Origin of the sequence: Curtobacterium pomorum (assembly GCF_044497295.1) — a bacterium.
In the GTDB taxonomy this organism is placed as follows: Bacteria; Actinomycetota; Actinomycetes; order Actinomycetales; family Microbacteriaceae; genus Curtobacterium.
Genome location: NZ_CP172409.1, coordinates 3,510,019 through 3,525,967, shown reverse-complemented (window position 1 = coordinate 3,525,967; position 15,949 = coordinate 3,510,019). Strand labels below are relative to the sequence as shown.

The 15,949-nt window shown below is 68.9% G+C and carries 23 protein-coding genes and 1 tRNA gene; 15 read left to right on the top strand and 9 right to left on the bottom strand.

The window, feature by feature from the left end; translation table 11 throughout:
• Positions 1-25: 25 nt before the first annotated feature.
• Positions 26-529 carry a hypothetical protein gene (locus ACGH48_RS16880; RefSeq protein ID WP_123311927.1) on the top strand — a complete coding sequence of 168 codons (504 nt, stop codon included), beginning with the start codon at positions 26-28 and terminating at the stop codon, positions 527-529.
• Positions 530-551: 22 nt separating this feature from the next.
• On the opposite strand, the gene galK is transcribed toward ACGH48_RS16880, so the two are convergent.
• Together galK and galT are read right to left on the bottom strand one after the other, a co-directional pair.
• The gene (galK, locus tag ACGH48_RS16875; protein WP_396289429.1) at positions 552-1,688 is read right to left on the bottom strand and encodes a galactokinase; all 1,137 of its coding nucleotides are present in this window, start codon (positions 1,686-1,688) and stop codon (positions 552-554) included.
• Complete coding sequence (galT, locus tag ACGH48_RS16870) at positions 1,685-2,782, bottom strand: galactose-1-phosphate uridylyltransferase (RefSeq protein ID WP_396289427.1); 1,098 nt, start codon at positions 2,780-2,782, stop codon at positions 1,685-1,687. The genes galK and galT overlap by 4 nt, the downstream gene beginning before the upstream one ends.
• A gap of 64 nt (positions 2,783-2,846) precedes the next feature.
• On the opposite strand from galT, the gene ACGH48_RS16865 reads away from it, so the two are divergent.
• Positions 2,847-3,692 carry a DeoR/GlpR family DNA-binding transcription regulator gene (locus ACGH48_RS16865; RefSeq protein WP_185021296.1) on the top strand — a complete coding sequence of 282 codons (846 nt, stop codon included), beginning with the start codon at positions 2,847-2,849 and terminating at the stop codon, positions 3,690-3,692.
• The gene (locus ACGH48_RS16860) at positions 3,689-4,621 is read left to right on the top strand and encodes an aldose 1-epimerase family protein (protein ID WP_396289424.1); all 933 of its coding nucleotides are present in this window, start codon (positions 3,689-3,691) and stop codon (positions 4,619-4,621) included. Before ACGH48_RS16865 ends, ACGH48_RS16860 begins: the two co-directional genes overlap by 4 nt.
• Positions 4,622-4,695: 74 nt before the next feature.
• On the opposite strand, the gene ACGH48_RS16855 is transcribed toward ACGH48_RS16860, so the two are convergent.
• The 3 genes from ACGH48_RS16855 to ACGH48_RS16845 form a co-directional block, all read right to left on the bottom strand.
• Positions 4,696-5,016, bottom strand: a complete 321-nt coding sequence (locus tag ACGH48_RS16855) for a hypothetical protein (RefSeq protein WP_111085292.1) — start codon at positions 5,014-5,016, stop codon at positions 4,696-4,698.
• Positions 5,017-5,179: 163 nt separating this feature from the next.
• Entirely contained in the window at positions 5,180-5,929 is a 750-nt protein-coding gene (locus ACGH48_RS16850; RefSeq protein WP_181437523.1) for an SGNH/GDSL hydrolase family protein, read from the bottom strand.
• Between the two features lie 10 nt (positions 5,930-5,939).
• Positions 5,940-6,449, bottom strand: a complete 510-nt coding sequence (locus tag ACGH48_RS16845; RefSeq protein WP_396289423.1) for a tyrosine-type recombinase/integrase — start codon at positions 6,447-6,449, stop codon at positions 5,940-5,942.
• On the opposite strand from ACGH48_RS16845, the gene ACGH48_RS16840 reads away from it, so the two are divergent.
• From ACGH48_RS16840 to ACGH48_RS16820, 5 genes are all read left to right on the top strand, one after another.
• The gene (locus ACGH48_RS16840; protein ID WP_396289422.1) at positions 6,355-6,747 is read left to right on the top strand and encodes a TetR/AcrR family transcriptional regulator; all 393 of its coding nucleotides are present in this window, start codon (positions 6,355-6,357) and stop codon (positions 6,745-6,747) included. The genes ACGH48_RS16845 and ACGH48_RS16840 overlap by 95 nt on opposite strands.
• Positions 6,744-6,956 (top strand): hypothetical protein, encoded by a 213-nt coding sequence (locus tag ACGH48_RS16835; protein ID WP_396289421.1) that lies wholly within the window; start codon positions 6,744-6,746, stop codon positions 6,954-6,956. The genes ACGH48_RS16840 and ACGH48_RS16835 overlap by 4 nt, the downstream gene beginning before the upstream one ends.
• Positions 6,956-7,453: a single-stranded DNA-binding protein gene (locus ACGH48_RS16830; protein WP_396289420.1), complete on the top strand. Its 498-nt coding sequence runs from the start codon at positions 6,956-6,958 to the stop codon at positions 7,451-7,453. The genes ACGH48_RS16835 and ACGH48_RS16830 overlap by 1 nt, the downstream gene beginning before the upstream one ends.
• Positions 7,454-7,522: 69 nt before the next feature.
• Entirely contained in the window at positions 7,523-8,119 is a 597-nt protein-coding gene (locus ACGH48_RS16825; RefSeq protein WP_396289419.1) for a hypothetical protein, read from the top strand.
• A gap of 5 nt (positions 8,120-8,124) precedes the next feature.
• Positions 8,125-8,307 (top strand): hypothetical protein, encoded by a 183-nt coding sequence (locus tag ACGH48_RS16820; protein WP_396289418.1) that lies wholly within the window; start codon positions 8,125-8,127, stop codon positions 8,305-8,307.
• Between the two features lie 205 nt (positions 8,308-8,512).
• On the opposite strand, the gene ACGH48_RS16815 is transcribed toward ACGH48_RS16820, so the two are convergent.
• Positions 8,513-9,202 (bottom strand): hypothetical protein, encoded by a 690-nt coding sequence (locus tag ACGH48_RS16815; protein ID WP_396289417.1) that lies wholly within the window; start codon positions 9,200-9,202, stop codon positions 8,513-8,515.
• Positions 9,203-9,302: 100 nt separating this feature from the next.
• Here ACGH48_RS16815 and ACGH48_RS16810 point away from each other — a divergent pair, with 100 nt between their 5' ends.
• The 4 genes from ACGH48_RS16810 (at position 9,303) to ACGH48_RS16795 (ending at position 11,762) form a co-directional block, all read left to right on the top strand.
• The gene (locus ACGH48_RS16810; protein ID WP_396289416.1) at positions 9,303-9,461 is read left to right on the top strand and encodes a hypothetical protein; all 159 of its coding nucleotides are present in this window, start codon (positions 9,303-9,305) and stop codon (positions 9,459-9,461) included.
• A gap of 327 nt (positions 9,462-9,788) precedes the next feature.
• Positions 9,789-10,451: a DUF4145 domain-containing protein gene (locus ACGH48_RS16805; RefSeq protein ID WP_396289414.1), complete on the top strand. Its 663-nt coding sequence runs from the start codon at positions 9,789-9,791 to the stop codon at positions 10,449-10,451.
• Positions 10,452-10,585: 134 nt separating this feature from the next.
• Positions 10,586-10,870: a hypothetical protein gene (locus ACGH48_RS16800; RefSeq protein ID WP_396289413.1), complete on the top strand. Its 285-nt coding sequence runs from the start codon at positions 10,586-10,588 to the stop codon at positions 10,868-10,870.
• A 406-nt stretch (positions 10,871-11,276) separates the two neighbouring features.
• On the top strand, positions 11,277-11,762 hold the full coding sequence (locus ACGH48_RS16795; protein WP_396289412.1) for a hypothetical protein: 486 nt from the start codon (positions 11,277-11,279) through the stop codon (positions 11,760-11,762).
• A gap of 110 nt (positions 11,763-11,872) precedes the next feature.
• Here ACGH48_RS16795 and ACGH48_RS16790 read toward each other — a convergent pair.
• Positions 11,873-11,945: transfer RNA gene (locus tag ACGH48_RS16790), tRNA-Lys, on the bottom strand.
• 53 nt (positions 11,946-11,998) lie between these two features.
• Complete coding sequence (locus ACGH48_RS16785; RefSeq protein WP_146249745.1) at positions 11,999-12,160, bottom strand: DUF2207 domain-containing protein; 162 nt, start codon at positions 12,158-12,160, stop codon at positions 11,999-12,001.
• A gap of 126 nt (positions 12,161-12,286) precedes the next feature.
• Between ACGH48_RS16785 and ACGH48_RS16780 the strand changes: the two genes are divergently transcribed.
• From ACGH48_RS16780 to ACGH48_RS16770, 3 genes are all read left to right on the top strand, one after another.
• Positions 12,287-12,916, top strand: coding sequence for a DNA-directed RNA polymerase subunit beta (locus ACGH48_RS16780; RefSeq protein WP_123311937.1), 630 nt, complete (start codon positions 12,287-12,289; stop codon positions 12,914-12,916).
• A gap of 562 nt (positions 12,917-13,478) precedes the next feature.
• Positions 13,479-14,078 (top strand): ECF RNA polymerase sigma factor SigK, encoded by a 600-nt coding sequence (gene sigK / locus ACGH48_RS16775; RefSeq protein ID WP_123311939.1) that lies wholly within the window; start codon positions 13,479-13,481, stop codon positions 14,076-14,078.
• Entirely contained in the window at positions 14,075-14,956 is an 882-nt protein-coding gene (locus ACGH48_RS16770) for an anti-sigma factor domain-containing protein (protein ID WP_396289410.1), read from the top strand. Before sigK ends, ACGH48_RS16770 begins: the two co-directional genes overlap by 4 nt.
• A gap of 183 nt (positions 14,957-15,139) precedes the next feature.
• On the opposite strand, the gene pstB is transcribed toward ACGH48_RS16770, so the two are convergent.
• Positions 15,140-15,919, bottom strand: coding sequence for a phosphate ABC transporter ATP-binding protein PstB (gene pstB, locus ACGH48_RS16765; protein ID WP_111085283.1), 780 nt, complete (start codon positions 15,917-15,919; stop codon positions 15,140-15,142).
• Between the last annotated feature and the right edge of the window lie 30 nt (positions 15,920-15,949).

The window sequence follows — 15,949 nt, the reverse complement described above, 5'->3', positions numbered from 1 at the left end:
CCTGCCCCAGTGCTACGGTCACCGCATGGGGGAGAACGTCCAGACCGCGCCCGTGATGGCGGCCACCGGCAAGCAGCTTCGTCCGCGTGCGTGGGGCCTGGCGCTCATCGGGGTCGTCGCACTGGTGCTGTCACCGAACCTGGTGCTCTGGAGCACGTCGACGGGCTACGGCGGGGTCGACGCCGACGACAACTGGATCGACAACGGCGGCAAGGTCCTGGAGACCGCCCCGATCACGGTGCAGGTCGAAGCGCACGTCGCGCCAGCCGCCCTCGCGGCACTGCTGCTCGTCGTGGTCGTCGGGATCGTCCTGCCGCCGACGCTCGCGCGGTACGGGCACCGAACCCTCGGCGACATCGTGCGGTACTCGGCGTACCTGGCGGTTCCGGTGTGCATCATCGCCGGGTTCCTGGTCTACAGCGTGTGGCAGGGCCACGTCGTGACGGACCAGCTCCAGCACGAGGTGCTGCATCCCCAGGGCTTCCCGTGGGGTGGCGTCACGGTCACCACGGGTCACATGACCCGCTGACGCCCGAGTCGCGGCGAGGGACTCAGTCGCGGCGGGCGCCCTGCGCGGCGTGCACCGTGAAGACGTTCGGCTCGCGGTACCCGGCGGCGGCGAAGGCAGCGGCGACTGCGTCGGCGATCGCACCGCGCGACTCCTGGTCGACGAGCGCGATCGCAGCGCCACCGAACCCACCACCCGTCATCCGCGCACCGACGGCACCGTGCTCGACCGCGGTCGCGACGGCCAGGTCGAGTTCCGGCACGGAGATCTCGAAGTCGTCGCGCATCGACTCGTGCGACGCGACGAGCAGCGAACCGATCGCGCGCGGCCCCTGTTCGCGCAGCGTCCGGACGGTGTCGAGGACGCGCTGGTCCTCGGTCACGACGTGGCGCACGCGGCGGAAGGTCTCGTCGTCGAGCAGTTCCTGCGCACGGGGCAGGTCGTCGATGCTCACGTCGCGCAGGGCCTCGACACCGAGCACCTGCGCACCCTTCTCGCACGAGGCACGACGAGCCGCGTACCCGCCGGTGGCGTGCGCGTGCTCGACCCGGGTGTCGATGACCAGGACCTCGAGCCCGTTCGCCTCGAGCGCCAGGTCGACCACGGCGGTGTCGAGCGTGCGGCAGTCGAGGAACACGACGGCGTCCTGCTCGCCGAGCAGTGACGCGGACTGGTCCATGATGCCCGTCGGTGCGCCGACGGCGTGGTTCTCGGAGTACTGCCCCACGCGGGCGAGGGTCTTGCGGTCGAGCCCGAGCTTCCACAGGTCGTTGAAGGCGAGCGCGACGCCGCACTCGATCGCGGCGCTGGACGACAGGCCGGCCCCGACGGGGACGTCGGACTCGATGAAGACGTCGAACCCGGTCTTGTCGGACAGGTCCGCGCCGGCCTGCTCGCGAAGTGCCCAGGCGATGCCGAAGACGTACGCCGACCAGCCGGTCATGTTCGACGGGTCGAGGTCGTCGAGCGACAGCTCGAGCACGGTGCCGGCGTCGAACGCGGACGAGACACGCAGCAGACGGTCCGGCCGCGGAGCGATCGACGCGGTGGTGCGGCGGTCGATCGCGAACGGCAGGACGTACCCGTCGTTGTAGTCGGTGTGCTCACCGATCAGGTTGACGCGCCCCGGGGCGGAGTACCGCACGGTCGGCTCGTACCCGTAGGCCTGCTGGAACGTCATGCTCGCTCGACTCCTTGTCGGATGAACTCGGCCGCCTTCTCTGGGACCAGGTCCCCGATCCAAGCGCCCATGGCGGCTTCACTGCCGGCCAGGAACTTCAACTTGTCCGCCGCTCGACGCGGCGAGGTGATCTGCAGCATGAGCCGCACGGTGTCCCGCCCGACGTGCACCGGTGCCTGGTGCCACGCGGCGATGTACGGGGTCGGGTCGTCGTAGAGCTTGTCGATGCCCCGCGTCAGGCGCAGGTGCATGTGGGCCAGCTCGTCCTTCTCGGCCTCGGTCAGGCCGGCGAAGTCGGGGACGTGGCGGTGCGGCAGCATGTGGATCTCGATGGGCCACCGCGCGGCGAACGGCACGAAGGCGGTGAAGTGCTCGCCCTGCAGCACGACCCGGTCCGAGGCGCGCTCGTTCGCGAGGTGCTGCTCGAACAGGTCCGGCCCGAAGCGCTCGATGGAGTCGAGCAGGCGCTGCGTGCGGGGCGTGATGTACGGGTACGAGTAGATCTGCCCGTGCGGGTGGTGCAGCGTGACGCCGATCGCCTCACCGCGGTTCTCGAACGGGAACACCTGCTGGATGCCGGGCACGGCGGAGAGCGCGGCGGTACGGTCCGCCCAGGCCTCGACCACCGTGCGTGCGCGTGACTCGGAGATCGACGCGAAGGACCCCTCGGTCGCGGGGGAGAAGCACACGACCTCGCACCGGCCGACGGACCGGAGCTGCCGGTTCAGGCCGACGTCGGACAGGGACTGCAGCGAGGACGGGGCGTCATCGGCCTCGAGCAGCGGACCGAACGACGGCGACCGGTTCTCGAACACGGCGACGTCGTACGTGCTCGGGATCTCGGACGGGTTCTGCGGTGTCTGCGGCGCGAGCGGGTCCTGGTCGGCCGGCGGCAGGAACGCGCGGTTCTGACGGCTCGCGGCGATGGAGACCCACTCGCCGGTCAGGACGTCCTGGCGCATCCGCGCGGTCTCCGGCCGAGGGTCGAGCGCACGCTCGTCGATGGCACGCTCAGCGGGCAGGGTGCTGTCCGAGTCGTCGAAGTAGAACAGGTCGCGGCCGTCCGCGAGCTTCGTCGCGCGCTTGGTGATCACCGGGACAGCCTAGCGCCGATCCGAAGCATTGCGAAAGTCTTCGGAAGCAAGCGAAACTGGACCCGTGACCGACGACGACCTCTCCTTCCTGGCCGGATCGCTGCCAGCACCCCTCCGGCAGGACCGCATCGTCTCGATCGTCGAGGGCGCACCCGGCATGGTCCGGACCGCCGCGCTGGCCGCGTCGCTCGGCACGAGTGAGGTGACGGTCCGGCAGGACCTCGCGGTCCTCGACCAGGAGGCCCGGATCCGTCGGGTGCACGGGGGCGCGGTCCGCCTCGGGGCCGGGTCCACCGAGCGCCCCTTCGAGGAGACCGCCGTCGAGCACCAGGTGGCCAAGGCCGCCATCGGCCGTGCGGCCGCTGCGCTCGTGCGGTCCGGCGAATGCGTCGTGCTCGACGTCGGCACCACCCCGGCCGCCGTCGCCGAGGCGCTCGTCGCCCGCACGGAGCTGGTCGACGTCACGGTCGTCACGAACTCGCTGACCACTGCCCTGACCCTCGAGCGCGCCGTGCCGCGGTTCACCGTGATCGTCACCGGCGGCACGCTCCGGCCGCTGCAGCACTCGCTCGTCGCGCCGTTCAACAACACGCTGCTGCCGATGATCGCCGCTGACGTCGTGTTCCTCGGTGGCACCGGCGTCGACGTCGCGCACGGTCTGACCAACGTCAACCTGCCCGAGACCGAGGCGAAGCGGATGCTCGCGGCCACCGCTCGGCGTACCGTCGTCGTCGCGGACGGGTCGAAGTTCGGCCGGGCCCACATCGGGGTCGTCCGTGCGCTCGAGGACATCGACGTCGTCGTCACCGCCGAGGTCGAAGCCGACGCGGTCGCCACGATCCGGGCGGCCGGCGTCGAGGTCGTCGTCGCGGACGGCGAGGACACACCCGGAAGGAACCACACCCCATGACCGCAGCACCCACCGGTGGCCAGTACCGCCTGCACCACGCCGGACCGGACGGCGTCGTCGAGGCCGTCGTGACCGAGGTCGCCGCCGGCATCCGAGAGCTCCGCGTCGCCGGCTTCGACCTGACCGAGCCGTTCCCCGTCACCGAGCAGCCGCCCGGCGCCAACGGCATCGTGCTCGTGCCGTGGCCGAACCGCGTCGCCGGAGGGGTCTGGGAGCTCGACGGCAAGCGGCAGCAGCTGGACATCTCGGAGCCGAAGTACGGCAACGCATCGCACGGCCTGCTCCGCTTCGCGCCGTACCGCGTGGTGTCGCAGACCGAGACCGGGATCGTGCAGGAGGCCACGATCCACCCGCAGCACGGCTGGCCGTTCACCCTCGAGACCCGCGTGCACCACGAACTCGTGGACGACGGCATCCGGGTGACGCACGAGATCACGAACCGTTCCGGCGTCCGCGCACCGTTCGCGGTGGGGGCGCACCCGTACCTGCGTGCCGGCGACACCCCGGCCGACGACCTCGTCGTCACGCTCGACGCCGCCACCGCCTTCACCGTCGACGACCAGAAGGTGCCGAACGGGTCCGTGTCGGTGGAGGGCACGCCGTTCGACCTGCGCCGGGGACAGCGTGCCGGTGACGCGGACCTCGACACCGCGTACTCGGACATCACCCCGGATGCCGACGGGGTCCGCCACACGACGCTGCACGGCCCCGAGGGTGACGGGGTGCAGCTCTGGCAGGACGCCTCGTTCCCGTACGTGCAGGTGTTCACCTCGCGCGAGTACCCCCGCGGCGACGGCAAGGGCCTCGCGGTGGCGGTCGAGCCGATGACCGCTCCGGCCAACGCACTGAACTCCGGCGAGGGCCTGCGCTGGCTCGAGCCCGACGAGACCTGGACGGGTTCCTGGGGCATCCGCCGCGTCTGGTCCTGATCGCCTTCGTGCACTGAGAAGGCCCCGCCGGATGTCCGGCGGGGCCCTCTCAGTACGTGGTGGGGAGCTGCGGGTCAGCCGCGGCGCATGCGGAGTGCCTCGACCGCGAGCGACTCGCTGGCGTAGCGGCCGACCTCGTGCGCCCAGGCCGGATCGTCTCCGCGCAGGGCGATGAAGTCCTTGCGCTGTCGGCACACGTAGCCGAGCACCGCGGTGGCCGTCGCGACCTCGATGAAGTCCTTGCGGATGTGCCGGGTCGTGACCTGCGCGTTGCGACGGAGCGTGTCGAGCAGGAGCTCGTTGCTCATCGTCGTGTTGGTCGCTGCGGCGAGCTCGACGATGCGGCGCGCGTCCCCGGTGCTGCTGGTCTGCGTGGCTTCGATGGGCTCGATCACGGTGTACCCCGTTCGTTCGTGGTGGTGCGGTGCTGCAGGATCCGGTGATCGGATCCGGGAACGACACTATCGGCGGCAGCCCAACAGCCGGCTGTGCGCAGGCTGATGTGTGCAGGGGATCTGCCATGAGCCAGCTGGGGACGACTTGTACCCCGGCATTTGGTCAGGCGCAGCGTTCGTCGTCGGACGCAGCGAGGGCGTCGAGGGAGTCCGAGACCCGGTCGGCCAGGTACTGGTAGCCGGCGTCGTTGAGGTGTCCGCCGTCGATCGCCGCGTAGCCCGGGCTGTTCGCCGCGGTGAACCACTGCCCGGCGAGCGCGTCGATGTACGGCACGCCCGCTGCCGCCGCCCCCGCGGAGACCGAGGCGGCGACCCCGACGGTCGACTTCGCCCACGGCAGCGGCGCCGACGGTCCGAGCGCGACGACGACAGCGTCCGGCCAGGTTTGTTCGGCGTCGCGGAGGGTCTTCTCGACGCGGGCCTGCAGGACCGACGCGTCGACGAGCCAGTCGTTTTGGCTGCCCTGCACGATGACGAGCTCGGGATCGACGGTCGCGGCGTGCCGTTCGAGGCGCGGGCCGAACGTGTAGTGCGAGGAGCCGGTGCGGCCGGTGTCGACGTAGCCCGTCCCTGGGTAGCCGTCGATGGTGGCCTTCCAGTCCCGGTCGGCCGCGAGGTCCTGCGCCCACCCGTCGATGCCGCTGGTCGAACCGCGGCCGGAGGTGTACGAGTCGCCGACGATGAGCACACGCGAGCCGGGGGCGATCGCGTCGGTGACCTCGGCGGAGGAGACGCTCGACGACGTCGTGACGGGCTGGCAGGCACTCGACACGGTCGGCAGGATGACGAGCAGCCCGCTCACGCCGAGAGCCATAGCTCCGAGCGCGATGCCGGGGAGGAGTCGTCGTGCCATCCGCCACATCTTAGACAACGGGATCGGAACAGCAGCTGAGGTGGGCCCCGTGGGGCTCGAACCCACGACCCTCGGATGAAAAGCCGGCGTGCAGGAGACGGTGGGCCCCGTTGGGCTCGAACCCACGACCCTCGGATTGACAGTGCGCCAAGGCGGATTGGGGGGCTTTTGCGTGGATCGGAGTCGAACGGCGTGCGTCCCAGCCGCCGTGTGGTGAGTCAGCCGGTTCGGCGGGGTCGGAACTGGAGCACATTGGAGTCGACCGGAGCGACGTCTTGCCCCCGTCTGCCCACCGCTCCGGACGGCTGAGGGCGCTGAGTACAGAGTCGCTGGGCGTCTCGGCGAGGTGGGCGTACCAACGCGTGGTGAGCGGCGACACGTGGCCGAGGAGACGGCCGACTTCCTCGAGCGGCACACTGTCCTGGATGAGCCACGACGCGTACGTGTGGCGCCGTACGGAGCGGTGGCTTTCGACGAACACGCCCGTGCAGGCCCGCTCGGCGGCGCGACTGACTGGCATCGAGCAAGCGGCGGAGACGGCGATCGCCACGATCGGGATCGACAAGTTCACGACGGCCGACGTTGCCCGGATCGCGGGCTGCTCGATCGGGACGGTCTACCGGTACTTCCCCGACGGGGTCGCGATCATCGATCGCCTGAGGCAGCACCGGCACGACGCCGCGGTGGTGCTCAACGAGATCGTCACCCGCATCGACCTCACGCGGGCTGGCAACGAGTTCACCGAGTCGGCGTGGTCTAACGCGGCCGTGCTCGAGCTGCTCGGGTACCTGCGAGCACCGTACGAGGAGGCCAGGTGATGGCGGTCACGAGGACGAAGACCGAGACGCTCGCCGACGTCTGGTCGGACGACTTCGGCAGCGTGAGCATCGCCGCCGGCACCGGGCAGGTGCAACTCGAAGTTGCGGAAGCACGGCAGCTTCGCAATGACATCGACAAGGCAATCGACCGGGCCATCGAGTGGTCCGGCGCCACGATGGCCGCCACGGCGGCAGGAACGTGGAACTGATGGCCGGCGAGACCGTGATCACCGTGGTGGGGAACCTAACCGCAGACCCCGAGTTCCGGTGCAGGCAGAACGGGCTGGCGGTGGCGAACTTCACGATCGCGTCGACGCCGCGGACGTTCGACCGGCAGGCGAACGAGTTCAAGGACGGCGGCGGGCTGTTCCTCCGGACGTCCGTCTGGCGTGATCTCGCCGAGCACGTGGCCGGATCCCTGACGAAGGGCAGCCGTGTCATCGCGCAGGGTCGCCTCCGACAGCGGAGCTACCAGGACCGAGAGGGGCAGCAGCGCACGAGCATCAAGCTTGAGATCGACGAGATCGGCCCGTCACTTCGGTACGCGGCCGCGCAGGTCACCCGGGCGGCGTCTGGATCCGGTGGTCAGCGAGGTGGCGGCCAGCGGCAGGGTGGGGGCGATTCGTGGGTGCCGCTGGGCGAGCAGCCGCAGTCCTCCGGGTGGACGCAGCCGAGCGGATCGTTCGACGACGAGACCCCGTTCTGAGCAAGGAGGACGAAATGGCACACCACCACCATCGAGGTCGACGACGACACGAGTCGGGCCCTCGCCGCCGTGCGCGCCCGTCGCGTCCTCAACGACGCCGCAGGGCTCATCGCCTACGTCCGTTCTCTCGCGATCCCGTCGCTCGGCACGATGAGCGACAAGATGCCCCGGGCTGCGTCGAAGGAAGCACCGCTCCCTTTCCGAGCTGACGCGATCGACGACATCGACGACGCGTATGCCCGCCTTATCCAGTGGGTGACGTACTGGTCGGCCGCGCTGCAGGTCGACCCGCCGGCCACAATCGTCGTCGTGTGGAAGCGCGGCGATGAGGCGCAGGGGTTCCGGGTCGAGGCCACACCTGCAGGCGCCGGGCAGTTGGCGCAGATCCTCGGCACCTGGCGCCTGATCGGCTGGGAGGCGATGCTCGCCACCGACGCCGGCACCGCCTTCGTCGACGACCTGCACGAGATCTTCCGGCCCCTGCGAGGCAAGTTCCCGCGCGCACCCCGCCGACTGCGCGACGTGCACGCGCGGCCATACCCGGTCTGCGGAGAGCACGCGGTCAACGCCGTCTGGCACTCCGAGGACGTGCACGACGTCGCCGTGCAGTGCGAGCCCTGCAGCTGCGAGATCCCGACGAAGACGTACCGCCAGGTTCTGGACTGAATCGTATGACCGAGATCCTGACCCTCGACGCTGCAGCGCGACGGATCCGCCGCAGCATTGAGCAGTGGGTCGCCCGCGGGATGGACACGATCCTCCATGAGGGCCGCAGGTATGTCCTGCTCAGCGTCCTCGTGCAGTACGCCGCCACCCACGGACGACGGAGAGGACGCGCCCGCGACGCGCCTTGACCTGAACCGCGGTCCGAGTGTGTGCACTGACGCTAGCGAACCTCCACGCCGGGTCACCGGTTCAGAGCAACTGAAGGCTCTCGACAGCTGTCGGGGGCCTTCGTCGTACCCCGGTGAGGCGACGTTGCCCCGGGTCACGGGTGATCCGCCCGGCCGTCGGGGGCGAACGGATCCGGGCCGGGCATAACTAGGAACGCCCGGCCCCTCAGCTCAGGCTGGTGAGCGCCAGCGCCAGACCGGGCGCGCCGCCCACAATCGCCACCCCAGAGTCCCAAGCGAACCGCTTCAGGACGTCTCGCCAGCGTGCCTTCTGCTGCTCGTCGCTCGAGTCTTCTGCAGCGGCTACCAGCGTCACCCACAGCCGTCGAGCTGCTTCCGCGTAGTCGAAGCGCTCCGCGTACTTTTCGTCCAGCATCGCGTTCTGAATCTCGCCGATGATCCGCCCGAGGTAGAGCTTCAACGGCTGCGACAGCGTCTCGTCTTCGTGGAGCAGTTCGAACGCTTCGGCGACGATGTCCTCGAGCTTCTTCTTCTCCTCTGAGTCGAGGTCAGGCAGCCGCTCGTCCATACGGTCGGCGAGCGTTTCGAGCTGGTCCATCGCAGCCTCGATATAAATCGCACCCGGATCCGCTTGCGTCGACCATCCTTGCGGGTAGCCGAGGGCCATCCTCCGCCAGGTGGGCACGTACCGGCGCGACACGGCAATCCGCACGCCGCCCGCATCGAGGACATCGAGCTTTGCCTCGATCTGACGGAGATCGTCGAGCGCGTCGAGCTGACGCTGCATGCCTTCGTCATCGCCGAGGTAGCGGGTGTTCCCCACCGACTGGGAACCGAGCGTGTGCTGGCTCCGCCAGTCCATCAGGGTGTTGAGCAGCCGGCGTGCGGGGTTCATGGGCGAATCTTATCGCGAACGGTACTCACCCTCAGCTTCAAGAGGCCCGAGAGGAACAGGCCTTTGCTTCGTTCCGATCGCCATCGATAAGGAGGAACTGGTGACGCTCAGCGAAATCCGCGGTCTTCTCAAACAGCGCGGGTACAAGAGAACGAAGGCGATCAACCGTGTGGACGTAAAGCGCGACCGCGGCACGATTATCGGCGCCGACGTGATGTTCACCGATGACACGGTCACCTACTTGCCGGCAGCGCAGTGAGCAAGCATCACCCGTCAACGCGGCGGATGCGCGCCGTCCGTGAGCAGCGCCGTGCGACATGGGCGGCCGAGGATGCGCCGTGCTGAATGTGCGGTCAGCCGATCGACTGGACCCGCTGATGACGGCAGCACGGACGACTCGTTCGAGTACGACCACTACTTCTCAACCAGCACGCACCCGGAGCACTACGACGACCCGCCAACAGGCGGGTCGTCGTAGTGGCTGCAACAGGGACCGCGGCAACGGCGCACCCTGCGCCGGCCTCGGCATGCTCCCGCGATCGTGGCTCTGACATGGCCGCTCACTCAAAGCTGGCAATATCTCAGCATGACGACGCGCTTCTGCCCCTACTGCAAGTCGAACTCCGATGCGATGCCGAGGTGGGCCATAGCCACGTCACTGGGCCAGGATGCTCAGGGCTACGGCCTCTACACGGTCCGCATGGCCTGCATCTGTGCCAACTGTAGAAACCTCACTACAGCAAAGGTTGCGCGGACGAGAAGCAACCCGGGCACTGACATCGACGCGATGCGAAAGCTGACTGCACTTGGCACCTGCGAATGGGCGCCGAACAGCGCATCGGCGCCGGAATACCCCCACGTACCCGTGCATGTGGCTCGGTGCGCATCCGAGGCTCACATGAGCCACGGCATCGGAGCAGAGGCAGCCAGCATCCTCATGACCCGCACCACCATCGAAGCGACGGCCAAGAGCAAGGGCATCGAGGACGGTTCTCTCTTCAACAAGATTGAAGCGATGAGCGCGCAGAACGTGATCCGCCCTGCAACGCTGACACTCGCGCACGCTATACGGGTGCTCGGCAACGACATGGCCCATGGGGACGTTGAAGAGCTACCGACCGCGGAGGACGCGGCGGACGCGCTCCACCTGATGGACATGATCCTTGAAGAGGTCTACCAAGCCACTGCCATAGCCGATGAGATTCTCGCCCGTCGCGCTGCGCGAGGGGAAGGGGCCGCCGCATCGTAAGACTCATGACCCGCGGAGCACCGCCCCGCCATGAGACGTCCTCTCGCCCGCGCTTCTGACGCGTTTTGCCACCAGGGAGGCATCCGACTATGCCTGAGGCACGAAAGGCCTTCAGTCGGGAGCACAGGACCGCGGTGACGCGCACGCTCAGGGCCACTGGGCTGCTGCGCATCACTGAGGAGGCCCCACTCGTCGCACTGGTGAAATCGCTGGCGAAGGAGATGGACGAGGGTGCGGGGTTAGGGACGTACTCGGCGTACCAGTCGGCCCTGAAGGACGTCCGGCGGGTGCTGGATCGTGCTCCGGGGTCGGCGGCGCTGGTGAGCACCCCGACGTCGAGTCCGGTCGACTCGGACAAGTCCTCCTCGAAGGAGAAGCCGTCGGCGGATCAGGAGGTGCTGGACTTTGCAGGTTCGTAGCAGCTAAGGGTCGCCCTCCGCGGCGGCAGGGGGCGTTAGGAGCCGCGCGTCTGGACTCGTCCGCTTCGGCCGCTGACGCCGGAGACGTCGCACGGGTTCTACGTCATCGAGTTCGCCTGGGTCTACCTCGGGGTGACGCTCCGGCCATAGCAGTGCTGGCTGCTGATCGACGCGCTCGAGCTGCTCGAGGACGGCACGTACCGGTTCGGCAAGGTGATCATCATCGTCGGCCGCTAGAACGGCAAGACGAAGCTGATCGAGGTGCTCGCCGCGTAGTGGCTGTTCGTAGACTCGGAGTCATTCCCGAATCGCATCGCGGTGCACGACTACCTCGTCCTCGGGACGACGCAGGACCGCGACACCGCGAAAAACGTGGTGCCGCGTCCTCGAGCGGTCGAACCCGAAGGTGCTGCGGTGGCCGGACCGGTTCACGCCTGCCGAGCGCGCGGTGCTGGTCTCGGTGCTCGCGAAGCAGTCGCTGACGCCGTCGACGACAAACGGGTCCGAGGCGATCCGCCTCGCGAACGGTGCCCGATACGAGATCGCGGCTCTCGCGTCCGGAGGCGCCCGCGGCGACTCGACGGCGCGGGCGATCATCGACGAGCTCCGCGAGCAGAAGACCTGGGATGGCTGGGCGGCGTTCTCGAAGACGCTCAACGGCACGTTTAATTTGCAGATGTGGGCGATCTCGTCCGCCGGGGACGCCCGGTCGGTCGTCCTCACTGACCTCCGGGCGTCCGCGACGGAGACGTGCCGGTTGTGGGCTAAGTACGTCGAGTCGGGGCTGCAGGCCGCCGAGGAGTTTGCGAACGAGCACGACCCCACGAACGGCGACTTCGAGTGGTCGGCGCACGAGGACGCGACGATCGACGACCCGGAGGGGTGCTTCTAGCTCGCTGGTGCGTGACGGCGGCTGCTCCCCCCCCCGCTTGCCCGCCCGAGCCGACTTATACACAGAACCCCCGGTAGGTCTTGACAGGACCTGACCGGGGGTCTTCTTCGTGGGCCCCGTGGGGCTCGAACCCACGACCCTCGGATTAAAAGTCCGGTGCTCTACCAACTGAGCTAGAGGCCCTCACCCGCAAGGCTAGCGGGTGAGGGCCTCTGGGAAGAACCTGGTGTCGAGGGTCAGCCGCGACGCCCGGTGAGCGTGCGCAGCAGCCACAGGACGACGGCCACGATGAGCAGCACGATGCCGACCCACAGCAGGAACTTGAGGCTCGCGGTGAAGCCACCGACGAACAGCAGGATGACCGCGATGACGGCCAGGATGATGAGCAGGGGGTTCATGGGGGAGTCCTCTCCTTCACGTACGGGAGGAGCGCCTCCCGACGAGACACCGTACCCGCGGCGCTGCCGTTGCGTTCTGGGCGAACGGAGGGCGGGCGTGTCACTGGCCGTGCCTACACTGACGCGGTGCCTCGCGATCACCACCGTCCTGTCCACTTCACCGATGCCGAGTTCGCTGCGATCCAGGGCGGCGAGGACCCGGCCGTCGTGAACCGTGTCGCGCACGAGACCGCGAACGCGCTGCTGCACCGGGTGCGGCAGGACCCGGACCCCGCGGTGGTCGAGCGGCTCGTGACCTACACGGACGTGCACGGCATCGACGCGATCGCCGAACTCTGGGCACGTGTCGGCGCCCACACGCTGCCGGGGGCCCTCTGGCGGGTGTACCTCGTCCGCACCGTGATCCGGCAGAACCCGGAGGAGATCGCCTTCCTGTTCGCGCGCGGTACGGAGCGCATCGGCACGATCGACCAGGCCGTCGCGGGTGCTGAGCAGCCGACGGGTCCTGCCGAGATCCTCACCTTGGCGGACCGCATCCTGCACGGCCTGTACACGGGCGACTTCGCGGTGGCGCTGGACCGGGGTGCGGCGTTCTGCCGGCTGACGGCGGCGGGTGCGACGGCGGTGGCGGACGACTCCGACCTGACGGCCGAGGCCCGCGCGAGCGAGTTGACGACGCGCGCGCTGCGTCTGACGGAGCTGGCGGCCGACCTGACCGAGGCGGCGGCGCTCTGGCGTCGCGACAGCCTGGACTAGCGAGCAGACCCGCCGGACCGGCACCGGGCCTCCCAGTCGGACGGCGACAGCCGCAACGAGGCAGAGACGAACCGGGCAGAGAAAAACCGGGCCGCAGAAGCGCCTCTCGGCGCGAGGCCGCTCGAAGCGGCGAATTTTGGAGCCCGGGGCTTGCTGCGGCCCGGCGACACCAACTCTACGACGCGTGGGCTGTGTCCGCTGCCCTGTTCACTCTCGGTGGACAGATCCGGACCCGGGCGTGCCCGGCAGACGGCCCGGACGCGGCCTCCCCACAACTTCTCGGCAACCGATCCAATCCACCACGGGCACCGCGCCGAATCATCAGCGTGACGGACTTGATGACCGTCACGAACGCGAGAGGCCCGGCGTGACCCGGACCGGTATCCGCCGGTCAATTCCCTGTGGGTCACGCTGGCCTCTCGTCTCGACCGCACGACGCGGCGGCTTCGCCCTACCCGGGTGGACCGCAGCACAGCACCACCAGCACCACGGCACACGCAGCACCCCCTGACAGAACGGCCACAACCGGCCGCCGACGCACCCGAGAGGAGGGAAACCTGCAATGCTTGCCCTCGTGGATAGCGACACCGAACGCTGGAGCTCGTCAGAGCCGGCCCAGGCATCGCCGGACGACCTCCTGGCTCGGGTTGCCTCCGGTGATCAAGCCGCCTTCGCGGACCTCTACGACGTCCTCTCCGGCCGGGTCCTCGGGCTCGTGACGCGCCTCCTCCGGGACCGCGCCCAGTCCGAAGAGGTCACCCAAGAGGTCTTCCTCGAAGTCTGGCAGCAGGCCACCCGGTTCGACCGGAAGCGCGGAACCGCCTCCAGCTGGGTCCTGACCATGGCGCACCGCCGAGCGGTGGACCGGGTCCGTGCCTCGCAGGCGTCGCACGACCGGGACACGAAGATCGGCATCCGCGACCTCGAGGCCGGTTTCGACCAGGTCTCCGAGTCGGTCGAGATCCGCATCGAACACGAACGTGTGGGTCGGGCGCTGGCCAAGCTGACCGAGTTCCAGCGGCAGGCCGTGCAGCTCGCGTACTACGGAGGCTTCTCGCACAGCGAGATGGCCGAACACCTCGGTGTCCCCATCGGCACCGTCAAGACCCGTCTCCGTGACGGGATGATCCGACTCCGAGACGAGATGGGGGTGACCTCATGACCGAACGACACGACGACCCCGCCCTGCTGACGGGTTCCTACGCACTCGACGCGCTGTCCGACGATGAGCGCATGCTCCTGGAGGACGTCCTCACGACGTCGCCCGAACTCCAGGCCGAAGCCGACTCGCTGCGCGAGACCGCGCTGCAGCTCGCCTTCGCCGCTGCGCCGATCGAGCCGCCGACGTCGCTGAAGGCGTCGCTGCTGGCACAGATCGCGACGACCCCGCAGGCCGCACCACTGGCCGACACGGCGGTCGACCAGACCCCGGTCGCCGACACCACCTCCGTCCAGGAGGCCCGTCCCGAGCCCGCCAGGCACGTCGCCTCGATCGCCGACGGCTCCACCACCGGTGGCCGGGCGTCCTCCGAGGCTCGCCGCCGCTGGTTCCAGCGTCCGGCAGCCATGCTCACCAGTGCTGCTGCGGTCGCCGTGGTGTTCCTCGGTGTCGGCCTGGGTGTCGGTGTCGCGAACGGTCCGTCCGACGGGCCGGGGACGGGCACCACGCAGGCGTCCAGCGGACTCGACCGCATCTACGCCGCCTCGGACTTCCAGCGCAGCACCACCAAGGTCGAGGGCGGCGGCACGGCCACGGTCGTGTGGTCGAACGACCTCGGCAAGTCCGCGGTGATCCTCGACGGTGTCGAGCAGGCACCCAAGGGCAAGACGTACGAGCTCTGGTACATCGGCTCCGAGGAACAGGGCGGCACGATCAAGTCTGCTGGCCTGGTCGACGGTGTCGCCGACGGCGTGCACTCGGCCGTGCTCAAGGGCTCGATGTCCGACGGTGCGACGATCGGCATGACGGTCGAGCCGGCCGGTGGTTCCGAGCAGCCGACCACGACGCCGATCATGGCGGTCCCGACCACCTCGGCCTGACCCTCCCGGAAGATCGACCCCGAACGACACCCTCGACGTCGCACGACATCGAGGGTGTCGTTCTGCGTCGGTACCCGGCGCTCGACCCCCGCACCCAGCGCAACCACGAAGGCCCGGTACGCGTCCGTGGCGGACGTGCACCGGGCCTCCCGGTCGTCCGTCAGCACGACGGACGGATGCCGATCAACCGAAACGACCCGAGACGTAGTCCTCGGTGGCCTGCACGGACGGGTTCGAGAACATCGTCGCGGTGTCGTCGAACTCGATGAGCTTGCCCGGCGCACCGGTGCCCGCGATGTTGAAGAACGCGGTCTTGTCGCTGACGCGCGACGCCTGCTGCATGTTGTGGGTCACGATGACGATCGTGAACTCCTTCTTGAGCTCCTCGATCAGGTCCTCGATGGCCAGGGTGGAGATCGGGTCGAGCGCCGAGCAGGGCTCGTCCATCAGCAGCACATCGGGCTGCACGGCGATGGCGCGGGCGATGCAGAGACGCTGCTGCTGACCGCCGGACAGGCCCATGCCGGGCTTGTCGAGGCGGTCCTTGACCTCGTTCCACAGGTTCGCGCCCTGCAGCGAGCGCTCGACGATGTCGTCGGCCTCGGACTTCGAGACGCGCTTGTTGTTGAGCTTCACGCCGGCCAGCACGTTGTCCTTGATGGACATCGTGGGGAACGGGTTCGGACGCTGGAAGACCATGCCGACCTGGCGACGGACGAGCACCGGGTCGACCCCGGGGCCGTACAGGTCGTCGCCGTCGATCTTGACCGAGCCCTCGACCCAAGCGCCGGGGATGACCTCGTGCATGCGGTTCAGGGTACGGAGGAAGGTGGACTTGCCACAGCCGGACGGGCCGATGAAGGCGGTGACGGTGCGGGGCTCGATGGTGATGTCGACACCCTCGACCGCCTTGAACTTCGAGTAGTAGACGTTGAGGCCGTCGACCTCGATGCGCTTGGACACGTTGATCCTTCTGGTGGGTGGGGAAGTGGG